An 18,875-nucleotide genomic window follows, 5' to 3' on the forward strand; every position below is an offset into this window, starting at 1 on the left:
CGGTGACATCCCGTGCGCCGGTGATCACCGGCTTGTACCGTGGTGCGCATGATCCCCTCCGCCGCCCGCAGGGTCGTGCCCGCCGACAGGACCGCCCGCCGGACGCGGCCGCCGGTGACGGCGGCCGTCCTGACGACGCTTCCGGTCGTGCTTCTTACGACGCTTCTGACGGCGTTCCTGACGGCGCTTCCCGTGATGCTCCCGGGGACGCTTCCGGGCGCGGCGGCCCGGGCGGACGGCCAGGGGGGTCCCGGGGCCGCCGGGCACCGTACGGCGGGAGGGGCCGGCGCGGAGGCCGACGGGGCCCGCGCAGCGGGAGCGGCCGGGACCCGGGCGCCGAAGCGGGCCGGGGCGATCGTCTCGCTGACCTTCGACGACGGCGACGCCACCCACCCGGCCGTCGCCCGCACGCTGGAGCGGCACGGCATGCGCGGCACCTTCTACGTCAACAGCGGCACGGTCGGGCGCGAGCACAAGCTGACCCGCCGCGGGCTCGCCGCGATCGCCCGGGCGGGCCACGAGATCGGCGGTCACACACTGACCCATCTCCGCCTGCCCGAGCTGTCCGCCACCGAGCAGCGCGCCCAGATCTGCGACGACCGCAGGAAGCTGGTGGCCTGGGGATACCGGCCCGCCACGCTCGCCTACCCCTTCGGCTCGGTGGACGCCCGCGCCGAGGCCGCGGCCCGCCGGTGCGGCTACGACGCGGCCCGCGACGTCGGCGGGCTCCGCGAGTTCTCCTGCCCGGCCTGTCCGGCGGCGGACACCCTGCCTCCCAGGGACCGGCACGCGATCCGCACGGCGAGCTCGGTGGGCCCGGACACGCCGCTGCGGCGCCTGAAGCAGCAGGTCTTCGACGCCGAGAAGAGCGGAGGGGTCCTGCCGCTGGTCTTCCACCGGGTCTGCGAGGGCTGCGGCGACTACTCGGCGTCGCCGAAGCTGCTGGAGGACTTCCTCGGCTGGCTGGCGACCCGCGAGTCCCACGGCACGGTCGTCCTGCCGCTGGGGGAGGCGGTCGGCGCCCGCTACCGCCCGCTGCCGCGCGGAGAGTGACCCGCCCGGCCTCCGGCGCGCGGGCCGGATCCCGGCTCGGCTTCGTCGATGTCATCGACGCCTCGCCTGGCCTTCGGCGCACGGGCCGGATAGGACATTTCGTGAAAAATAGCCTTTCATCCTCGCTATCCTTCGCTGGTGCCCGTTCAGCCTTCCCCTTCCCCGGACGCCCCCGAGCCCCCCGTCCCGGATCCCGCTGAGACGGATCCCGCTGAGACCGGTCCCGCTGAGACGGGTCCCGCCGAGACCGGTCCCGCGACCCCCGAGGGGTTCAAACGAGCCGCCGACGGGCCGGTGGCCGAACTGGTGTGGGACGGCCGGAACTGGGCCGCCGACGGCGAACCGCTCGGCGAGCGTCCGAGCGCCGCCGAGGCCGCCCGCCTGCGGCCGTTGCGGGGCCTGGCCGTACGGTGGCCCGCCGAACCGGTGCCGGCCGGCACGGTCACCGGGCTGGCCGCCGCCGGGGTGCCGCTGCACGCCGCCGCCTCGCCGGGCTGGGTAGAGCCCGGCCTGGCCCGCCTGCTCGCCGCCTGGACGCCCGGGGACGACCCCGGAGGGCCCCGTTCGGTGACCGCGCTGCGCCGCGAGGAGCACAGCGTGCGGCTGCGCCGCCACGCGCTGCGCGGCCCGGCCGCCGGGACGGCGGGAGCCACCGGAGCCCGAGCCGGGGCCGGGGCCGCGGCGGGCACCGCGCCGAAGGTCAGCGTCGTGATGTCCAGCATGCGGCCGCACCACCTCGGCCAGGCGCTCACCCAGATCGCCCGCCAGCGGGGGGTGGAGGCCGAGGTCCTGCTCGCCCTGCACGGCGTCCCGGCCGGCCACGAGGCGGTACGGCGGGCCCTGACCGCCTGCGAGGTGCCGGTGACGGTCGTCGAGGTCGCCGCCGACGTCCCCTTCGGGACGGCGCTCAACACGGCCGCCCTGCGGGCCGGCGGCGACCACATCGCCAAGTGGGACGACGACGACTGGTACGGGCCCGAGCACCTGGCCGACCTGCTCATGGCGCGGTCCTACTCCGGCGCCGACATCGTGGGCACCGCCGCCGAGTTCTTCTACCTGGAGCCGCTGGACGCCACCGTCCGCCGCACCGACTACACCGGCGAGATCTGGTCCGACCACGTGGCCGGCGGCACGATCCTGCTCGCCCGGGACCGGTTCACCGAGACCGGCGGCTTCCCCGCCCTGCCGAGCGGGGTGGACGCGGCCTTCCTCAAGGCCGCCCACGCCGCCGGGGCGCGCGTCTACCGCACCCACGGCCTCGGCTACGTGCTGCGGCGTTCGGTACGGGCCCAGCACACCTGGCGGCTCCCGCTCGCCCACTTCCTGCGCGTCGCGTCCAACCAGTGGCGCGGCTTCCGCCCGAGCCTGCTTCTGGAAGCGTGATGACAGCACGGATCCCCGGCAACGACCACCGCGTCCTCACCCCGCCGGAGCTCGGCGCCTGGACGCCCTCGCTGCGGGTCAGCGTGGTCGTGCCCGCCTACGGCGGCCAGGACAAGCTCGACCTGGTGCTCGCGGGGCTGGCCGGGCAGAGCTACCCCGCCGAGCTGACCGAGGTCATCGTGGTGGACAACGGGAGCGACCCGCCGCTGCGCCTGCCCGCGCTCCGGCCGCCGGGCACGAGGCTGATCACCTGCCCGGTCCCGGGCCGGGCGCACGCCCGCAACGCCGGGCTCGCGGCCGCTACCGGCGACGTGATCCACTGGCTCGACTCCGACGTGGTCCTCGACCGCCGGTCGATCGAGGCGCACATGCGCTGGCACCACGCGGCGCCGTACCTCGTGGTGACCGGCTACCTGCGCTTCACCCCCGCGGAGCCGCCCACACCGGAGGCGGTGGCCGCCGCCGGCGACCTGGCGGAGCTGTTCGAGCCCGCCGAGCCGCACGCCTGGCTGGTGGACCTGATCGAGCGCACCGGCGGCCTCACCGACAACCCGCACCGCGCGTTCAGCCTGCACGTGGGCGGCGCCACCTCGGTCGGCGCCGCGCTGCTCACGGCGGCCGGGCCGATGGACACCGACCTCATCCTCGGCCAGGACACCGAGATGGGCTACCGGCTCGCCCAGGCGGGCGCGGTCTTCGTGCCCGAGCCGCTGTCCCGGGCCTTCCACCTCGGCCCCACCATGCGGATGCGCGGCAAGGCGCCGATCGACCGGGTCAGCCACGCGTTCGTGGCCGACCGGATCCCGTCCTACCGCTGGCTGCGCTCCCACCCGGCGCGGCAGTGGAAGGTGCCCTACCTGGAGGTGGTCGTCGAGGCCGGCGGGCGGGCGGGCTACGACGAGGTCCGCGCCACGGTCGACGCCGTCCTCGCCGGCACCCTCCCCGACGTCGCGGTCACCGTCGTCGGGCCCTGGGACCGCGTCGCCGCCGAGGGCCGCGCGCCGCTGCGGAACCCGGACCTGGAAACGATGCTGGTCCGCGGCCACTACGCCCACGAGGGACGGGTGCGCTTCGCCCTCGCCGCCCCCGAGGCGGCCCGCGTGACCGTGCCGTACCGGGAGGAGGCCGTGCCGTACCCGGGGGAGACGGCGGGGGAACGGAGGCCGGAGGGGGAGCGGGGTTCGGTGACGGCGGCGCCGTACCGGCTGCGGCTGCCCGCGGGCTGGACGCCGGGCGAGGACACCCTGGCGCGCCTGCTCGACCTGGCCGTCGAGGGCGAGTACGGCCTGGTCTCCGTGCTGCTGGCCGAGGAGGCCGGGAACGCCGGGACTCCCGGAAACGCCGAGGACGCCGAGGACCCGGGGAACGCGGACGGCGCCGAGGGCGCGGAGAAGGCCGGGGACACCGGGGATGCCGGGGGCGCGGCGAGTGAGGGGGACGCCGGGGACGCGGGGCTGGTGACGGCCCGGCTGGAGCGCACCGCCGCGTTCGCCCGCGCCGCGATCGTCGCCGGCGAGGGCGAGGACCTCGACGACGCCGTGGACGACGTCTTCGGGGTCCTCTGGGTGGACGGCGAGACCCACGGGTTCACCGCGGGACCGCGGCAGATCACCGGACGCCGGAGCGCCTACCGGGCCCGGATCGAGGCGCGGGCCGAGGCCGACCGTCTCGCCAAGGAGGCCGAACGGCTCCGCGGCGAGGTGGCCCGGTGGAAGGAGGAGTCGGGCCGCTGGCGCAGGAACGCCGTCGAGCTGCGGCGCGAGGTCGGCGGGCTGCGCAAGGAGCTGGCGGCGGCCCGCAAGGAACTGGCCGCCGCCAGGAAGGTGATGCAGCTCGGCCTGCTGTCGTCGGTCAGGCGGGCGATCACGCGCCGCCGGTGACGACTCCGGCTCCGCCCGGGAAGGGTCTCCCCGGGCGGGCGATCACGCGCCGCCGGTGACGACCCCGACCCCGCCCAGGAAGTAGTTCCCGATGCCCCGGTAGGGCACCTCGGTGCCCGGTTCGGGACGCCACTCGGGAAGGTTGACGATGCCCGGCTCCACCACGTCGAAGCCCTCGAACATGCGGACGATCTCCTCGCCGGTCCGGGCGACGAAGGGCGCGGACGCCCGGTCGTAGGCCTGGGTGACGGCGCCGGCGGCCTGGGGCCGGGCGTCGATCGCCACGTGCGACATGATCAGGTGGCTTCCGGGCGCCATGGCCTCGCGCAGCGTGGCGATGACGCCCAGCGGGTCCTCCTCGTCCGGGACGAAGTGCATGACCGACAGCAGCAGGACCGCCACCGGCCGGTCGAAGTCGATCGCCGCCCGCACGTCCGGATCGGAGAGGATCTCGCGGGGGCGGCGCAGGTCGCCCTCGACGATCGTCACCCGGTCGTCCTTGCCGAGGATCGCCCTGCCGTGGACCAGGACGGTCGGGTCGTTGTCCACGTAGACGACCCGGGCGTCCCGGGCGACCTGGTGCACGTTGTTCTGGGTCGGCAGGCCGGCCCCGAGGTCGAGGAACTGGTCGATGCCGGAGGCGGCGGAGAAGGCGACGGTGCGGCCCAGGAACGCGCGGTTGAACCGGGTGCTGTGCCGGATCTCCGGGACCGCGGCCAGGGCCCGTTCCGCGGCCTCCCGGTCGGCGGGGAAGTTGTCCTTGCCGCCCAGGTAGTAGTCGTACATGCGGGCGACGTTGGGAACGTCCGCACGAATGCCCTTGGGTATCTGGTCGGTCACGAGCCGCTCCCCCGGGGTGGTTTTTCCGAAATGCGGTGATCATATCGGTAGGAGGGCCTTGGAGAAGCGCCCCCGGAGCTGACAAGATCGCCGCATGGCCGCCTCCTCCCCGCGCCGGGTCCTTGGCCTCCAGCTCGCCGACGGCATCGGCCGCGGCAACATGTGGGCCTTCCTGTCCCTGGCGTTCACCTCGACCATGGTCATCTCCTTCCTTCCCGCGGCGCAGCCGTACGTGCTGAAGGGCGTCCTCGGCGTCGCCGAGGACGACACGGGGAAGATCGTCGGGTTGCTCGGCTCCGCCGCCGAGATCGCGATGATCGCCAGCCTGGCCTGGTACGGGGCGCTGGCCGACCGGTTCGGCCGCCGGCCGATCGTGGTCATCGGGTTCACGCTGTGCGCGCTGGGCGCGGGGCTGTTCCCGTTCGCCGGGAACACCGGCGTGCTGGTGGCGCTGCGGGTGGTCTTCGCCCTGGGCGTGGCCGCGCTGAACGGCATGCTCTCCACGCTGGCCATCGACTACGTCCGCGACCGCTCCCGGGGGAAGTCCTACGGCCTGGTCGGCCTGTTCAGCGGGCTCGGCGCGATGGTCGCGGTGCTCGCGCTGGTCCGCCTGCCCCAGGCCCTGGAGGAGGGCGGCGCGGAGCCGGTCACCGCGGCCCGCCTGTCGTTCCTGCTCGTCGCCGCCGCCGTCCTCGGCGTCGCCGTGCTGATGTGGTTCACCCTGTCCGCCGCGCGGGTCAGCGAGAGCGCCGCGCGCGTCCCGCTCACCCGCCTGGTCCGCGAGGGCGTGACGCTGGCCCGCGATCCCGGGGTGGCGCTGTCCTACGCCGCGGCGTTCGTCGCCCGCGCCGACCTCGCGGTGGTCGCCGGCTTCCTGTCGCTGTGGATCACCGACTACGCCACGAGGGAGCACGGCATGTCGGCCGCCGAGGCGCTGGCCCGCGCCGGGGCCGTGGTCGGCGTCGCGCAGACCGTCGCCATGCTCGGGGCGCCGCTGTTCGGCTGGCTGGGCGACCGGATGCGCCGCCAGGACGTGCTCATCCTCGCCCAGGTGGTCGCGGCCGTCTCCTACCTGTCCACGCTGCTGGTCGACGACCCGCTCGGGGCCGGGATGATGCCGGTGGCGGTGCTCGTCGGCCTGGGGGAGATCGCCGCCATCACCACCGCGGGCCCGCTCCTGGCCGAGCGGGTCCCGGCCGCCGTGCGCGGGTCGGCCTACGGCGTGCAGACGCTCTGCGGGGCCGTGGGCATCCTGGTGGTCTCCTCGCTCGGCGGCGCGCTGTACGACTCCTGGCGGCCCGCCGCGCCGTTCGTGATCTCGGGAGTGTGCGGCCTGCTCGTCGTCGCCTTCGGCCTGGCCGTACGGCGGCGCATCGCGCCCCCGGCCGCCGAGCGCGAGGACGAACCCGCCGCCGCCCGCTGACCCGGCCCGTCACCCGCTGACCCGGCCCGCCGGGCGCCCGTCCGGCCGCCGGGCGGGCGCGCCGTACGGGTGGGTCAGTCGGGGCGCAGGGTCGAGCGCAGCAGGGAACGCCAGTTCCGCCGCCGGGCCGCCGCGGACGCCGCCCGCCCGGGGACGCGCGCGGACGGCCGGGCGCCGCCGGAAGCCGCCTGCCCCGTCTTCGCCGCCTTGCCCGCCTCCGCCGCCTTGTCCGTCTGGGCGGTCTCAGCCGTCTTCGCGGCCTTCTCCGGCCGGGCCGCTCTCCCGGGCTGAGCCGCTGCTTCCGGCTGGACCGCCTTCTCCGCCCGTGTCGCCTGGGCGGCCCGCGCCCCCTGCGCCGGCTTCTCCGGCCTCCCCGGCCTCCCCGTGCTCTCCGTCTTCTGCGCCTTCTGGTCCTTCCGGTCCTTCCGGTCCTTCGCGGGCCAGAAGTCCGCCCGTGCGCCGTGCCGTACGCCGTGAGTCGCCTCGATCGAGGCGGTGACGTCGGTGGCGCCCAGCAGCAGCGCCCGGCCCAGCGCCTCGGTCCGCACCAGCGTCGCCGGGCCGTCCTCGCCGAGGTCCACCACGAGCATGCCTGACCGGTCGTCCTGCATCGCGGCGATCATCCGTTCCAGCGAGTCGCGGCCCAGCGGCACCGAGACCGGGCCCGTGTAGCGGAACGGGATCGGCGCGGGCGTGGCCGTGATCCCGCCGACCCCGCCGACCCCGCCGGCCGCGCTGGTCCCGTCGCCCTCGTCGGTCAGCCGTACCCGGCGGTCGTGGGCGAAGTGCTCACGCAGCAGTCGCAGCTCGAAGAGGGGGTCGTCCGGCCCGGGACGGTTCTCCGACAGCTTCGACCAGGGGGCGACGAGGGTGACCACCACGTCGGGCAGCGACCCGGACAGGGCCGCGCCCACCGCCGCGCGCACCCGCCCGGGGTCCGGGTCCTCCCCGAGACGGAACACGATCTCCACGTACGGCACGAGCCACTGGCGGCCCGGATCCTTGCGCAGGTCGCGGCGGAGCGGCACGCGCTGGGCGAGGTAGGGCGCGACCGTGCGGACCGCGCGCTCGCGGTCGAGGCGCTGCGCGGGGATGCCCAGGTGCACCGCCTGGGCGTCCATGTCGGGCACGAACACCACGCCGTGCGCGGCGAGCCGGTAGGCGAACTCGGTGTCCTCGCCGCGCAGGACGGCCGGGTCGAACCCGCCGACGGCGTGGAAGACCTCCCGCCGCAGCGAAACCGTGGGGCCGGTGCACACATGGTAGGGGTTGCGGCTGGTCCGCAGGCCGTTCGTGCGGGCGATCGTCTGCTCGGTGGAACTGGCCTGCGCCGCCGACAGGTCGAAGACCTCCCCGAGCGAGCCGGCGCGCACCGCGTCGTGCACCTCGCCGGGGGACAGGACGGGCTCCTCCACGAACCGCTTCGCGCCGATGGCGACGACGTACCCGGCCAGGTGGTGCCAGCGCGCCAGCGCCTCGATGTGCTCGCGGCAGACGACCATGTCGGAGTCGAGCCGCTGGACGATCTCGCCCCCGGCGCGGGCGGCCCCGGTGTTGACCGCGTGCGCGATGCCCCAGCCGCCCGGGGCGGCCGGCTCGATCCTGGCGCCCGGCGGCGCGATCTCCGGCAGCCTCAGCGGAGGGTCGCTGCCGTCGTCCACCACGATCACCTCCATGAGGTGGGCGGGGTAGCTCTGCGCGGCCAGGGCGGCCAGGGCGAGATCCAGCCGGTGCTGGCCGCCGCGCGCCGGGATGACCACGCTGACCGGCAGGGACGGCTCCCACGCGCCGAGCGCGGGCGGGGTCAGGGGGGAGTGGTCGTTGTGCCGGATCGGTGGCGGCCCGGCCGCTGCTCCATCCGTCATCCGAAAATGCCCCTTGTCTGCGTCGCCGCTTGTCAAGTTCCCGCCGACCATACCCGGGCAGCCTGAGGGTTTCCTGTACGGTGCCGCCGATGCTGGGCGGATGCGTCCCATCTGGTGGACGGCGAATCCCGTCGCGCGGGCGGTTGCCCGTAGAATCGTGCCAACACCGCAGGTAGCGCGCGTGGTGTCACCGCGCGCGAGAGGAGCAATCATGACCAGGGCGTGGCGTGGCCTGATCGAGGAGTACCGTGACCGGCTTCCGGTGACCACCGCGACGCCCGTCGTCACGCTCCTGGAGGGCGGCACGCCGCTCGTCCCGGCTCCCCGGCTGTCGGCGCTGACCGGCTGCGACGTCCACCTGAAGGTCGAGGGCGCGAACCCGACCGGCAGTTTCAAGGACCGCGGCATGACCATGGCCATCAGCAAGGCCGTCGAGGCCGGAGCCAAGGCCGTCATCTGCGCCTCCACCGGCAACACCAGCGCCTCCGCCGCCGCCTACGCCGTACGCGCGGGCCTGACCTGCGCGGTGCTGGTGCCGCGCGGGAAGATCGCGATGGGCAAGCTGGCCCAGGCGCTGGTCCACGGGGCCCGGCTGCTCCAGGTCGAGGGCTCCTTCGACGACTGCCTGGAGATGACCAGGAAGCTCTCGGAGAGCTACCCGATCGCGCTGGTCAACTCGGTGAACCCGTTCCGGCTCCAGGGGCAGAAGACCGCCGCCTTCGAGATCGTGGACGCCCTGGGCGACGCGCCCGACATCCACTGCATCCCCGTCGGCAACGCCGGCAACATCTCCGCCTACTGGATGGGCTACACCGAGTACGCCGCCGACGGCGTCGCGACCCGTACGCCGCGCATGTTCGGCTTCCAGGCCAGCGGGGCCGCGCCGATCGTCAACGGCGCGCCGGTCTCCCACCCGCACACCATCGCCACCGCGATCCGCATCGGCAACCCCGCCTCCTGGCACCTCGCCGAGGCGGCCCGCGACGAGTCCGGCGGCCTCATCGACGCCGTCACCGACCGGCGGATCGCCGCCGCCTACAAGCTCCTGGCCCAGGAGGAGGGCGTGTTCGTCGAGCTGGCCTCCGCCGCCAGCGTGGCGGGCCTCCTCCAGGCCCACGAACGGGGACTCGTCGCCCCGGGGCAGCGCGTCGTCTGCACGGTGACCGGCAACGGCCTGAAGGACCCCGACTGGGCCATCTCCGGCGCGCCCGCCCCCGTCACGATCCCGATCGACGCCCACGCCGCCGCAACAGCCCTGGAACTCGCCTGACACGTGACGCCGGCGTGGGTCGTCCTTGAGCGGGTCCGGGCCGCCACACAAGGAGACCAATGATCAATGTTCCCCGCGGGAAGGCCATCGTCAGGGTCCCCGCGACGAGCGCCAACCTGGGCCCCGGATTCGACTCGCTCGGGCTGGCGCTCACACTGCACGACGAGGTCGAGATCGAGATCGGCACGACGGGCGGGCTGAGCGTCGACGTCGAAGGCGAGGGCGCCGGGCAGGTCGGCGCCGGTGAGGACCACCTGGTCGTCAGGTCGATGCGCGCGGCCTTCGACCTCTTCGGGGTCAAGCAGCCGGACGCGGTCCGGATGGTCTGCCGCAACCGGATCCCGCACGGGCGCGGCCTCGGCTCCTCCTCGGCGGCGATCTGCGCCGGCATCGTGGCGGCGCGCGCCCTGGCCTTCCCGGCCTTCCCGGACGGCGGCGGGGACGCGCCGTCGGAGGACGCCCTGCTGATCCTGGCAACCGAGATCGAGGGGCACCCCGACAACGTGGCGCCCTGCCTGGCCGGGGGGCTGACCATCGCGTGGACGGAGCAGTCCGGAGTTCCGCGTATGGTGAAACTGGCCCCCCACCCCGATGTCCGGCCCGTGGCCCTCGTTCCGGGGCACCGGCTGTCCACCGAGGTCGCCCGAGGTCTGCTTCCCGCGCAGGTGCCGCACGCCGACGCCGCCGCGAACGCCGCCCGGACTGCCCTGCTGGTGGCGGCCCTGACCACCAGGCCGGAGCGGGAGCTTCTGATGGCCGCCACCGAGGACCGCCTGCACCAGGGTTACCGCGCGCCTGCGATGCCCCGGACCGCGGATCTGGTACAACGTCTGCGCGGGATCGGCGTCCCCGCGGTCGTCTCGGGGGCCGGTCCCACGATCCTTGCGTTTTCCACAGGGGATACGCAGGATTTGATCGCACCGGAAGTGGGTAATGATTGGCACATCCAGCCACTGGATGTCGAAACCCACGGTGCCGGCGTCGTCTCTGCCGAGACACGCTGATGCCTCTTCGACCTTCAGGGAATAGCTGTGTGCGCTGGTGATGTTAGGCTGGTAGCCGCACCAGGTGTCCCCTTGTTGGATGCGTGCTTGTCAGTCACACATCGCTGCACCACGACTCACCTCGTGAGGCGTGAGCGCCGCAGTGGCCTCCCCGAATCCGTCGCCGCCGAATGCTCCATATTCGGATGGGGCAACGCGAGGCGGCGTTTGAGGAGACATGCTCGTTCGAATTACCTCGACATCTGGTTGCCGGTAGCAATCCGGGGGGTGTCCTCCAAGCCCCACCGTCGGCGAATCTCGATGGTGACGGCAAGGATGTGCCCTTCTCCGACAGTGGCGGCGGCCTCCACGGGCCGTCGAGGATCGCGACGTGCAACCCGACCCGGTCTGTCCCTCCGGGTCGATCGCACCACCGGGACGATTGGCTGATCATGGCCACGCCCGACCCCTGGGAAGGACCCATTTAGTGAGCGACACCACCGAACTCCTCTCCGACGCCCCCGGCACCCCGGTGGCCGGTGACACCCCCACCCGCCCCGCGGCCAAGCCGCGCCGTCGCTCCGGCACCGGCCTGTCCGCCATGGTGCTGCCCGAGCTGCAGGCCATGGCGTCCGGTCTCGGCATCAGCGGGACCGGGCGGATGCGCAAGAGCCAGCTCATCGCCGCCATCCAGGAGAAGCAGGGCGTCTCCGCCGAGAGCGCCCCCGCCTCCACCAGCGCCGCCGAGGCCCCCGCGGCTCCGGTCGTCACGGCCGAGCCGGCCGCCGAGCGCCCCGCCCGCAGCCGCCGGGAACGTTCCCGTGCCGCCGCGGCCGAGACCGCGCCCGCGGCTCCCGCGCCCACCGCGGCCCCGGCGGCTCCGGTCGCCGAGCAGACGACTCCCGAGCCCGTGGCCGTGGCCGCGGCCGCTCCCGTCGTGGAGCAGCAGGCGAACGAGGGTCAGGCCGCCGAGGGCCGCGCCGAGCGCGGGGAGAGCCGCCGCGAGCGCCGCAGCCGCGGCGAGCGTGGCGAGAGCCGCCGTGAGCGCGGCGAGCGCGGTGAGCGCGGCGACCAGCGGACCGCCGACGGCGGCCAGGGCCGCGACCGCGACGGCCGGGGCGACCGCGGCGACCGCGACGGCCGGGGCGACCGCGACAGCCGCGGTGACCGCGGCGACCGCGGCGACAGGAGCGACAGGAGCGACAGGAGCGCCCAGAACCGCGGCGCGCAGGACCGTCAGGACCGTCAGGACCGCGGTGACCAGCACGGCGGCGACGACGACGACCGCCGCGGGCGCCGCGGCCGGTTCCGCGAGCGCAACCGTCGCGGCCGCGACCGCTTCGACAGCAACGAGCCGGTCGTGAGCGAGGACGACGTCCTCATCCCGATCGCCGGCATCCTCGACATCCTCGACAACTACGCGTTCGTGCGCACCAGCGGCTACCTCCCCGGCGCCAACGACGTCTACGTCTCCCTGGCCCAGATCCGCCGCAACGGCCTGCGCAAGGGCGACGTCATCACCGGCGCCGTCCGGCAGCCGCGCGACGGCGAGCGCCGCGAGAAGTTCAACGCCCTGGTCCGCCTCGACACCGTCAACGGCATGGACCCGGAGCAGGCGCGCCAGCGCCCCGACTTCAACAAGCTGACGCCGCTCTACCCGCAGGAGCGCCTGCGGCTGGAGACCGAGCCGAACGTCATGACCACCAGGATCATCGACCTGGTGTCGCCGATCGGCAAGGGCCAGCGCGGCCTCATCGTCTCGCCGCCGAAGGCCGGCAAGACGATGGTGCTCCAGGCGATCGCCAACGCGATCACCCGTAACAACCCCGAGTGCCACCTGATGGTCGTCCTCGTCGACGAGCGTCCGGAAGAGGTCACCGACATGCAGCGGTCGGTGAAGGGCGAGGTCATCCACTCGACCTTCGACCGCCCGGCCGAGGACCACACCACCGTCGCCGAGCTCGCCATCGAGCGGGCCAAGCGCCTGGTGGAGCTGGGCCACGACGTGGTCGTCCTGCTCGACTCGATCACCCGCCTGGGCCGCGCGTACAACCTCGCGGCGCCCGCCAGCGGCCGCATCCTGTCCGGCGGTGTCGACTCGACCGCGCTCTACCCGCCGAAGCGGTTCTTCGGCGCCGCCCGCAACATCGAGAACGGCGGCTCGCTGACGATCCTCGCCACGGCCCTCGTCGAGACCGGATCCAAGATGGACGAGGTCATCTTCGAGGAGTTCAAGGGCACCGGCAACATGGAGCTCAAGCTCAACCGCTCCCTGGCCGACAAGCGGATCTTCCCCGCGGTGGACGTCGACGCGTCCGGCACCCGCAAGGAGGAGATCCTCATGTCGCGGGACGAGCTGCAGATCGTCTGGAAGCTGCGGCGCGTGCTGCACGCCCTGGACATGCAGCAGGCCCTGGAGCTGCTCCTGGAGAAGATGAAGGAGACGAAGTCCAACGCGGAGTTCCTCCTCCAGGTGCAGAAGACGACGGTCAACTCCGACCGCGACTGATCACCGGCCTCACCCGTCGTACGGCGAGCGCCCCGGCCCCCGCGGCCGGGGCGCTCGCCGTTTCCGGCCACCCTCCCGCGGGCGTCGGCCCTCGCGCACCCGCGCACCCGCGCCCTCGCGCATCCGCGCCCTCGCGCACCCGCGCACCCGCGCACCCGCGCACGCGGGCACGCGGGCACGCGGTCCGGCCCGACGCGTCCGGGCGCAGCCGGGCACCGGTCGCCCGGGGCCGGGGACGTGGCGGTCCCGCCCCTTGTGCGTCCGGGACCCGGCGTGTATCCATGGCGTGATGACGCCCGTACGCTCCGTCTCGCCGCGTCCGCGCGGCGCCGCCGAATCCGCTCCGGAGGACGGGGTCCGGGCGTGGACCGCGACCGGCGGTCGCGGCGCACCGAGCCGGAGGGGGCGCATGACCGTCGAGACCACGACCGGGCGGACCGGGCGGACCGCGCCCGCGCCGCCGCGCGGGCGGACGCCCCTGGGGCCGTACGGGCCGCTGGCACTGCTCACCGACCCGATGACCTGGCGGGCCGTGCCGTACCTGCTGGTGAACATGTTCTACGGCCTGGCCTTCTTCGGCCTGCTGTCGTTCGCCGTCCCGGCCGCGTTCGCCCTGACGGTCGTCGGCGTGGGGGTGCCGCTGCTCGCGCTCCTCATGGTCGTGTGGCGGGCCGTGGCGATGGCCGAGCGCCGCCTGCTCCGGCTGGCGTTCGGAGTCGTGATCGCCGACCCCTACCGGCCGTCCGCCGGGGGCGGCCCGCTGCGGCGCTGGCGGGAGATGGTCGTCGACCCGGCGACCTGGAAGGACCTGCTGTACCTGCTGCTGCTGCCGCCGATCGGGTTCGTGGAGCTCGTCGTCTCGGTGGTGCTGTGGACGCTCGGGGCGGTCCTGCTCGTCGCGCCGCTGCCGCCGCTGTTCGGCGGCGCGCCGCTGAAGGTCACCGACGGGCTGCTGGTGGACGACTGGGCCAAGGCGCTGGCGTGCCCGCCCGCCGGGCTGGTGGTCCTCGTCGCGGCGCTCTACGCGACCCGCGGGCTGGCCTGGCTGCACGCGCTGCTCGGCGTCGCGTTGCTCGGCGCGGGCGAGAAGGAACTGCTGGCCGCGCGGGCGGCCCAGCTGCGGACGAGCCGGGCCCGCGGGGTCGACGCCGCCGAGGCGGAGCGGCGCAGGATCGAGCGCGATCTGCACGACGGCGCCCAGCAGCGGCTGCTGGCGGTCGCCATCGACCTGGGCCGGGCCCGGGAGAGACTGGACCACGACCCCCGGGAGGCGGAGGAGCTCCTGGCGCGGGCCCACGAGGGCGCCAAGACCGCCCTCGCGGAGCTGCGGGACCTCGCCCGGGGCATCCACCCGGCGATCCTCACCGACCGGGGGCTGGAGGCGGCGCTGTCGTCCCTGACGGCGCGGGCGCCGGTGCCGGTGCGCCTGTCGGTGGAGCTCGACGGGCGCCCGCCCGCCGCGGTGGAGAGCATCGCCTACTTCGTGGTGTCGGAGTGCCTGGCCAACGTCGCCAGGCACGCGTCGGCCACCGAGGTGTCCGTCCGGATCGGCCGCCTCGGCGAGAGGGTGGTCGTCGAGGTGCGCGACGACGGCGCCGGCGGCGCGGCGCCCCGTCCCGGGGGCGGGCTCGCCGGTCTGGCCGACCGGGCGGCGACCATCGACGGCGTCCTGACCGTGGACAGCCCGCCGGGAGGCCCCACGACGGTCCGCGCGGAGTTGCCGTGCCGATGGTGACGCCCCGGGCCACGCGAGTGGTGATCGCCGAGGACTCGGTGCTGCTGCGCGAGGGGCTCGCCCGGCTGCTGGCCGACGGCGGGATCGAGACCGCCGGGACGGCGGGGGACGGCCCCGGTCTGGTGGCGGCGGTGGCCGAGCACGACCCCGACATGGCCATCGTGGACGTGCGGATGCCGCCGACCCACACCGACGAGGGGCTGCGCGCGGCCCTGGAGGTCCGGGCGCGGCGGCCCGGCCTGCCGATCCTGGTGCTGTCGCAGTACGTCGAGGAGCGTTACGCCGCCGAACTGCTCGGCGGCGGCGCCTCGGCGGTCGGCTACCTCCTCAAGGAGCGGGTCGCCGACGTGGCGGAGTTCCTCGACGCGGTCCGCCGGGTGGCGTCGGGCGGCACGGTCGTCGACGCCGAGGTCGTCGCCCAGCTCCTGGGCCGGCACCGCCCCGGCGACCCCCTGGCGGCGCTGACCGTCAGGGAACGGGAGGTTCTGGCCCTGATGGCCGAGGGCCGCTCCAACGCGGCGATCGCCGCGCGCCTGGCCGTCACCGAGGGGGCGGTGGAGAAACACATCTCCGGCATCTTCTGCAAACTGGGCCTGGACCCGGCGCCGGACGACCACCGCAGGGTCCTCGCGGTCCTGGCCTACCTGGGCCGGTGAGCGCGGCCCGCGGGGCCGGTGGGCAGGGGCCGGAGAGCCGGTGGACGAGGGCCGGAAGGCCGCCGGGCAGGGGCCCGGAGGGCCGGTGTGCGGGGGCCGGGGGACCGCCGGGGAATGTCTTGTGGCCTGGGATGGTTGGAGCATCTGGCACACTGGTAGCCGAACCGAAGCGGTTCCGGTTCCCGCCTGCGCGCGTCCAGTGTGCTCACCGCGCGCGAAGCCCATCAGGCGAAGGACAGTGGCGACCCGGCGACCGCGCTCTGGAGAGGAAAGCAAGCGATGAAGCCCGACATCCACCCGGACTACAACGTCACCGAGGTCACCTGCACCTGCGGTAACACCTTCACCACCCGCAGCACCGCCAAGAACGGCGTGATCCACGCCGACGTGTGCTCCGCCTGCCACCCGTTCTACACGGGCAAGCAGAAGATCCTGGACACCGGTGGCCGGGTGGCGCGCTTCGAGAAGCGCTTCGGCAAGAAGACCACGGGCCAGTAGCCCACCCCCGACGCCGGCCCGGAACCGCCCGCCTCCACCGAGGGCGGGCGCGCCCGGGTCGGCGTTCGTGGTGATGAGGCACGTCACGAAAGGCCCCGCAGGAAGGACGCACGGTGAACATCGACGAGCTGCTCAGTGAGTACGCCGAGCTGGAACTCAAGCTCGCCGACCCCGCCGTGCACGCCAGCCCCACCCAGGCGCGCACGCTCAGCCGGCGCTACGCCGAGCTGACCCCGATCATCGCCGTCAGCCGGGAGCTGGAGAGCCTCCAGGAGGACCTCGCCACGGCCCGGGAGCTGGCCGCCGAGGATCAGGCGTTCGCCGAGGAGGCCAAGGAGCTGGAGGCCCGCGTCCCGGAGCTGGAGGACCGCCTCAGGCATCTGCTCGTCCCGCGCGATCCCAATGATGACAAGGACATCATCATGGAGATCAAGGCGGGCGAGGGCGGCGAGGAGTCGGCCCTGTTCGCCGGCGACCTGCTGCGCATGTACCTCCGCTACGCCGAGCGCGCCGGCTGGAAGACCGAGATCATCGACGCCACCCACTCCGACCTCGGCGGTTACAAGGACGTCACGGTCGGCCTCAAGGCCAGGGGCGACGAGGGCGTCTGGTCCAGGCTGAAGTTCGAGGGCGGCGTCCACCGCGTCCAGCGGGTGCCGGTCACCGAGTCCCAGGGCCGTATCCACACCAGCGCGGTCGGCGTGCTCGTCTACCCCGAGGCCGAGGAGGTCGACATCCAGATCGACCCCAACGACCTGCGCATCGACGTCTACCGCTCCAGCGGCCCCGGCGGGCAGAGCGTGAACACCACCGACTCCGCCGTCCGGATCACGCACATCCCGACCGGCGTGGTCGCCTCCTGCCAGAACGAGAAGAGCCAGCTCCAGAACAAGGAGTCGGCCATGCGCATCCTGCGGGCGCGCCTGCAGGCCATCGCCGAGGAGGAGGCCAACGCCGCCGCGATGGCCGAGCGCAAGTCCCAGGTCCGCACGGTCGACCGCTCCGAGCGCATCCGCACCTACAACTACCCCGAGAACCGAATCTCCGACCACCGCGTCGGCTTCAAGGCCTACAACCTCGACCAGGTCCTGGACGGTGATCTCACGGCCGTCCTCCAGGCCCTGCTCGACGCTGAGATGGCGGAGAAGCTCGCCGCCCACTCATAGAGCGCCCGATGACCTTTCTGCTGGACGAGATCGCCCTCGCCACCGCCCGGCTCGCCGAGGCAGGTGTGCCGTCGCCGCGCACCGACGCCGAGGAGATCGCCGCGTTCGTCCACGGTGTACGGCGCAGCGAGCTGCACACCGTCTCCGACGCGGAGTTCGACGCGCTCTTCTGGGAGGGCATCGCCCGCCGTGAGGCCCGCGAACCGCTCCAGCACATCACCGGCCGGGCCTACTTCCGCTACCTGTCCCTGGAGGTCGGGCCGGGCGTCTTCATCCCCCGCCCGGAGACCGAGGTCGTGGCGGGCTGGGCGATCGAGCGGCTGCGGGAGATGGACGTCGCCTCGCCGGTGGTCGTCGACCTCGGCACCGGCTCCGGCGCCATCGCGCTGTCCATCGCCCAGGAGATCGCACTGGCCACGGTGCACGCGGTCGAGGTGGACCCGCACGCCTACCACTGGGCCAAGCGCAACATCCTGGAGCACGGCCAGGGGCGGGTCCACCTGCACCCCGAGGACCTGGCCGACGCCCTGCCCGAACTGAACGGCCGGGTCGACCTCGTCATCTCCAACCCGCCCTATATCCCGCCGGGCGCCGTCCCCCGCGACCCCGAGGTACGCGACTACGACCCCAGGCGGGCCCTGTACGGCTCGGGCGGCGACGGCCTCGACGAGGTCAGGGCGGTGGAGCGGACCGCCAGGCGGCTGCTGCGGCCGGGCGGGTTCGTCGCGGTGGAGCACGCCGACGAGCAGGGCACCGCGGTCTATCTGATCTTCTCGGAGGACAACGGCTGGCGCGACGTCCGCAGCCGCCAGGACCTCACCCGCAGGGACCGTTTCGTCACCGCTCGGTTCGGCCAGGAATAGGCCGGGAATTCGGCCGGGATCCGGCCGGGAATAGGATGGGTCGCCGTGAGCCGCCGTTATGACTGCACAGACACCGAGCAGCGGGCCGCGGGCCTGACCGACGCGGCGTCAGCCGTACGGCGGGGCGAGCTCGTGGTGCTGCCCACCGACACCGTCTACGGCATCGGGGCCGACGCCTTCACCCCGGCCGCCGTCACGTCGCTCCTTTCGGCCAAGGGCCGTGGCCGCGACATGCCCGTGCCCGTCCTCGTCGGCACCGTGCGCGCCGCCTCCGCCCTGGTGGAGAACCTCGGCCCCTACGGCCAGGACCTCATCGACTCCTTCTGGCCCGGCCCGCTGACCCTGATCTGCCGGGCCAACCGGTCGCTGTCGTGGGACCTGGGCGACGCCAAGGGCACCGTGGCTCTGCGGATGCCGCTGCACCCGATCGCCCTCGACCTGCTCAAGGAGACCGGCCCGATGGCCGTCTCCAGCGCCAACCGCTCCGGCGCCCCGCCCGCCACCACCGCCGCGGACGCCGAGGGACAGCTCGGCGAGTCGGTCGCGGTCTACCTCGACGGCGGACCGTGCGCCGACGACGTGCCCTCCACCATCCTCGACCTGACCACGGCCGTTCCCCGGCTGCTGCGCCAGGGCGCCCTCCCGGTGGGCAAGATCCGCGTTGTGATCGGCTATGTCGCGACGGACGCGGAGCCCGACTCCGCGGGCTGATCCGCCGGGTGCTCACGGTCCGTGCCGTGAGCCATGCCGT

Annotated in this window: 15 protein-coding genes; 13 read left to right on the plus strand and 2 right to left on the minus strand. The window is 74.1% G+C overall.

Features of this window, described 5'->3' with window-relative positions:
* Window positions 1–48: 48 nt before the first annotated feature.
* From ACQP10_RS07585 to ACQP10_RS07595, 3 genes are all read left to right on the plus strand, one after another.
* Window positions 49–1,053, plus strand: coding sequence for a polysaccharide deacetylase family protein (locus ACQP10_RS07585; protein ID WP_399499864.1), 1,005 nt, complete (start codon window positions 49–51; stop codon window positions 1,051–1,053).
* Between the two features lie 138 nt (window positions 1,054–1,191).
* The gene (locus ACQP10_RS07590; protein WP_389993875.1) at window positions 1,192–2,436 is read left to right on the plus strand and encodes a glycosyltransferase family 2 protein; all 1,245 of its coding nucleotides are present in this window, start codon (window positions 1,192–1,194) and stop codon (window positions 2,434–2,436) included.
* Window positions 2,436–4,316 carry a glycosyltransferase gene (locus ACQP10_RS07595; RefSeq protein WP_399499862.1) on the plus strand — a complete coding sequence of 627 codons (1,881 nt, stop codon included), beginning with the start codon at window positions 2,436–2,438 and terminating at the stop codon, window positions 4,314–4,316. The genes ACQP10_RS07590 and ACQP10_RS07595 overlap by 1 nt, the downstream gene beginning before the upstream one ends.
* Window positions 4,317–4,358: 42 nt before the next feature.
* Here the strand turns inward: ACQP10_RS07595 and ACQP10_RS07600 are convergent, their stop codons facing one another.
* Window positions 4,359–5,156 carry an SAM-dependent methyltransferase gene (locus ACQP10_RS07600; RefSeq protein ID WP_346022068.1) on the minus strand — a complete coding sequence of 266 codons (798 nt, stop codon included), beginning with the start codon at window positions 5,154–5,156 and terminating at the stop codon, window positions 4,359–4,361.
* Between the two features lie 94 nt (window positions 5,157–5,250).
* Here ACQP10_RS07600 and ACQP10_RS07605 point away from each other — a divergent pair, with 94 nt between their 5' ends.
* Window positions 5,251–6,579, plus strand: coding sequence for an MFS transporter (locus ACQP10_RS07605; RefSeq protein WP_346022069.1), 1,329 nt, complete (start codon window positions 5,251–5,253; stop codon window positions 6,577–6,579).
* A gap of 74 nt (window positions 6,580–6,653) precedes the next feature.
* On the opposite strand, the gene ACQP10_RS07610 is transcribed toward ACQP10_RS07605, so the two are convergent.
* Complete coding sequence (locus tag ACQP10_RS07610) at window positions 6,654–8,444, minus strand: glycosyltransferase (RefSeq protein WP_433541108.1); 1,791 nt, start codon at window positions 8,442–8,444, stop codon at window positions 6,654–6,656.
* Between the two features lie 211 nt (window positions 8,445–8,655).
* Here ACQP10_RS07610 and thrC point away from each other — a divergent pair, with 211 nt between their 5' ends.
* From thrC to ACQP10_RS07655, 9 genes are all read left to right on the plus strand, one after another.
* On the plus strand, window positions 8,656–9,714 hold the full coding sequence (gene thrC, locus ACQP10_RS07615) for a threonine synthase (protein WP_179819235.1): 1,059 nt from the start codon (window positions 8,656–8,658) through the stop codon (window positions 9,712–9,714).
* Between the two features lie 59 nt (window positions 9,715–9,773).
* Window positions 9,774–10,718: a homoserine kinase gene (gene thrB, locus ACQP10_RS07620; RefSeq protein ID WP_433541109.1), complete on the plus strand. Its 945-nt coding sequence runs from the start codon at window positions 9,774–9,776 to the stop codon at window positions 10,716–10,718.
* Between the two features lie 466 nt (window positions 10,719–11,184).
* On the plus strand, window positions 11,185–13,206 hold the full coding sequence (gene rho / locus ACQP10_RS07625) for a transcription termination factor Rho (RefSeq protein WP_433541110.1): 2,022 nt from the start codon (window positions 11,185–11,187) through the stop codon (window positions 13,204–13,206).
* Window positions 13,207–13,615: 409 nt separating this feature from the next.
* Window positions 13,616–14,941 carry a sensor histidine kinase gene (locus tag ACQP10_RS07630; protein ID WP_346022073.1) on the plus strand — a complete coding sequence of 442 codons (1,326 nt, stop codon included), beginning with the start codon at window positions 13,616–13,618 and terminating at the stop codon, window positions 14,939–14,941.
* Window positions 14,935–15,597: a response regulator transcription factor gene (locus ACQP10_RS07635; protein ID WP_346022144.1), complete on the plus strand. Its 663-nt coding sequence runs from the start codon at window positions 14,935–14,937 to the stop codon at window positions 15,595–15,597. Before ACQP10_RS07630 ends, ACQP10_RS07635 begins: the two co-directional genes overlap by 7 nt.
* Window positions 15,598–15,876: 279 nt before the next feature.
* A complete protein-coding gene (rpmE, locus tag ACQP10_RS07640; RefSeq protein ID WP_179819231.1) occupies window positions 15,877–16,095 on the plus strand; it encodes a 50S ribosomal protein L31 in 219 nt (72 codons plus the stop codon).
* 113 nt (window positions 16,096–16,208) lie between these two features.
* Window positions 16,209–17,261, plus strand: a complete 1,053-nt coding sequence (gene prfA, locus ACQP10_RS07645) for a peptide chain release factor 1 (RefSeq protein WP_346022074.1) — start codon at window positions 16,209–16,211, stop codon at window positions 17,259–17,261.
* Window positions 17,262–17,269: 8 nt separating this feature from the next.
* Window positions 17,270–18,124 carry a peptide chain release factor N(5)-glutamine methyltransferase gene (prmC, locus tag ACQP10_RS07650; protein WP_179819229.1) on the plus strand — a complete coding sequence of 285 codons (855 nt, stop codon included), beginning with the start codon at window positions 17,270–17,272 and terminating at the stop codon, window positions 18,122–18,124.
* Between the two features lie 45 nt (window positions 18,125–18,169).
* The gene (locus tag ACQP10_RS07655; RefSeq protein ID WP_433541111.1) at window positions 18,170–18,835 is read left to right on the plus strand and encodes an L-threonylcarbamoyladenylate synthase; all 666 of its coding nucleotides are present in this window, start codon (window positions 18,170–18,172) and stop codon (window positions 18,833–18,835) included.
* Window positions 18,836–18,875 lie beyond the last annotated feature (40 nt).

The sequence above is a fragment of the Streptosporangium sandarakinum genome, from assembly GCF_050942225.1.
GTDB classification, from domain to species: domain Bacteria; phylum Actinomycetota; class Actinomycetes; order Streptosporangiales; family Streptosporangiaceae; genus Streptosporangium; species Streptosporangium nondiastaticum.

Bases quoted from the DNA above. Each gene is read 5' to 3' on its own strand.
- ACQP10_RS07585 (WP_399499864.1), top strand. From the start codon at position 49: ATGATCCCCTCCGCCGCCCGCAGGGTCGTGCCCGCCGACAGGACCGCC.
- ACQP10_RS07605 (WP_346022069.1), top strand. From the start codon at position 5,251: ATGGCCGCCTCCTCCCCGCGCCGGGTCCTTGGCCTCCAGCTCGCCGAC.
- thrC (WP_179819235.1), top strand. From the start codon at position 8,656: ATGACCAGGGCGTGGCGTGGCCTGATCGAGGAGTACCGTGACCGGCTT.
- rpmE (WP_179819231.1), top strand. From the start codon at position 15,877: ATGAAGCCCGACATCCACCCGGACTACAACGTCACCGAGGTCACCTGC.
- prmC (WP_179819229.1), top strand. From the start codon at position 17,270: ATGACCTTTCTGCTGGACGAGATCGCCCTCGCCACCGCCCGGCTCGCC.
- ACQP10_RS07610 (WP_433541108.1), bottom strand. From the start codon at position 8,444: ATGACGGATGGAGCAGCGGCCGGGCCGCCACCGATCCGGCACAACGAC.
- ACQP10_RS07635 (WP_346022144.1), top strand. From the start codon at position 14,935: ATGGTGACGCCCCGGGCCACGCGAGTGGTGATCGCCGAGGACTCGGTG.
- thrB (WP_433541109.1), top strand. From the start codon at position 9,774: ATGATCAATGTTCCCCGCGGGAAGGCCATCGTCAGGGTCCCCGCGACG.
- ACQP10_RS07595 (WP_399499862.1), top strand. From the start codon at position 2,436: ATGACAGCACGGATCCCCGGCAACGACCACCGCGTCCTCACCCCGCCG.
- ACQP10_RS07630 (WP_346022073.1), top strand. From the start codon at position 13,616: ATGACCGTCGAGACCACGACCGGGCGGACCGGGCGGACCGCGCCCGCG.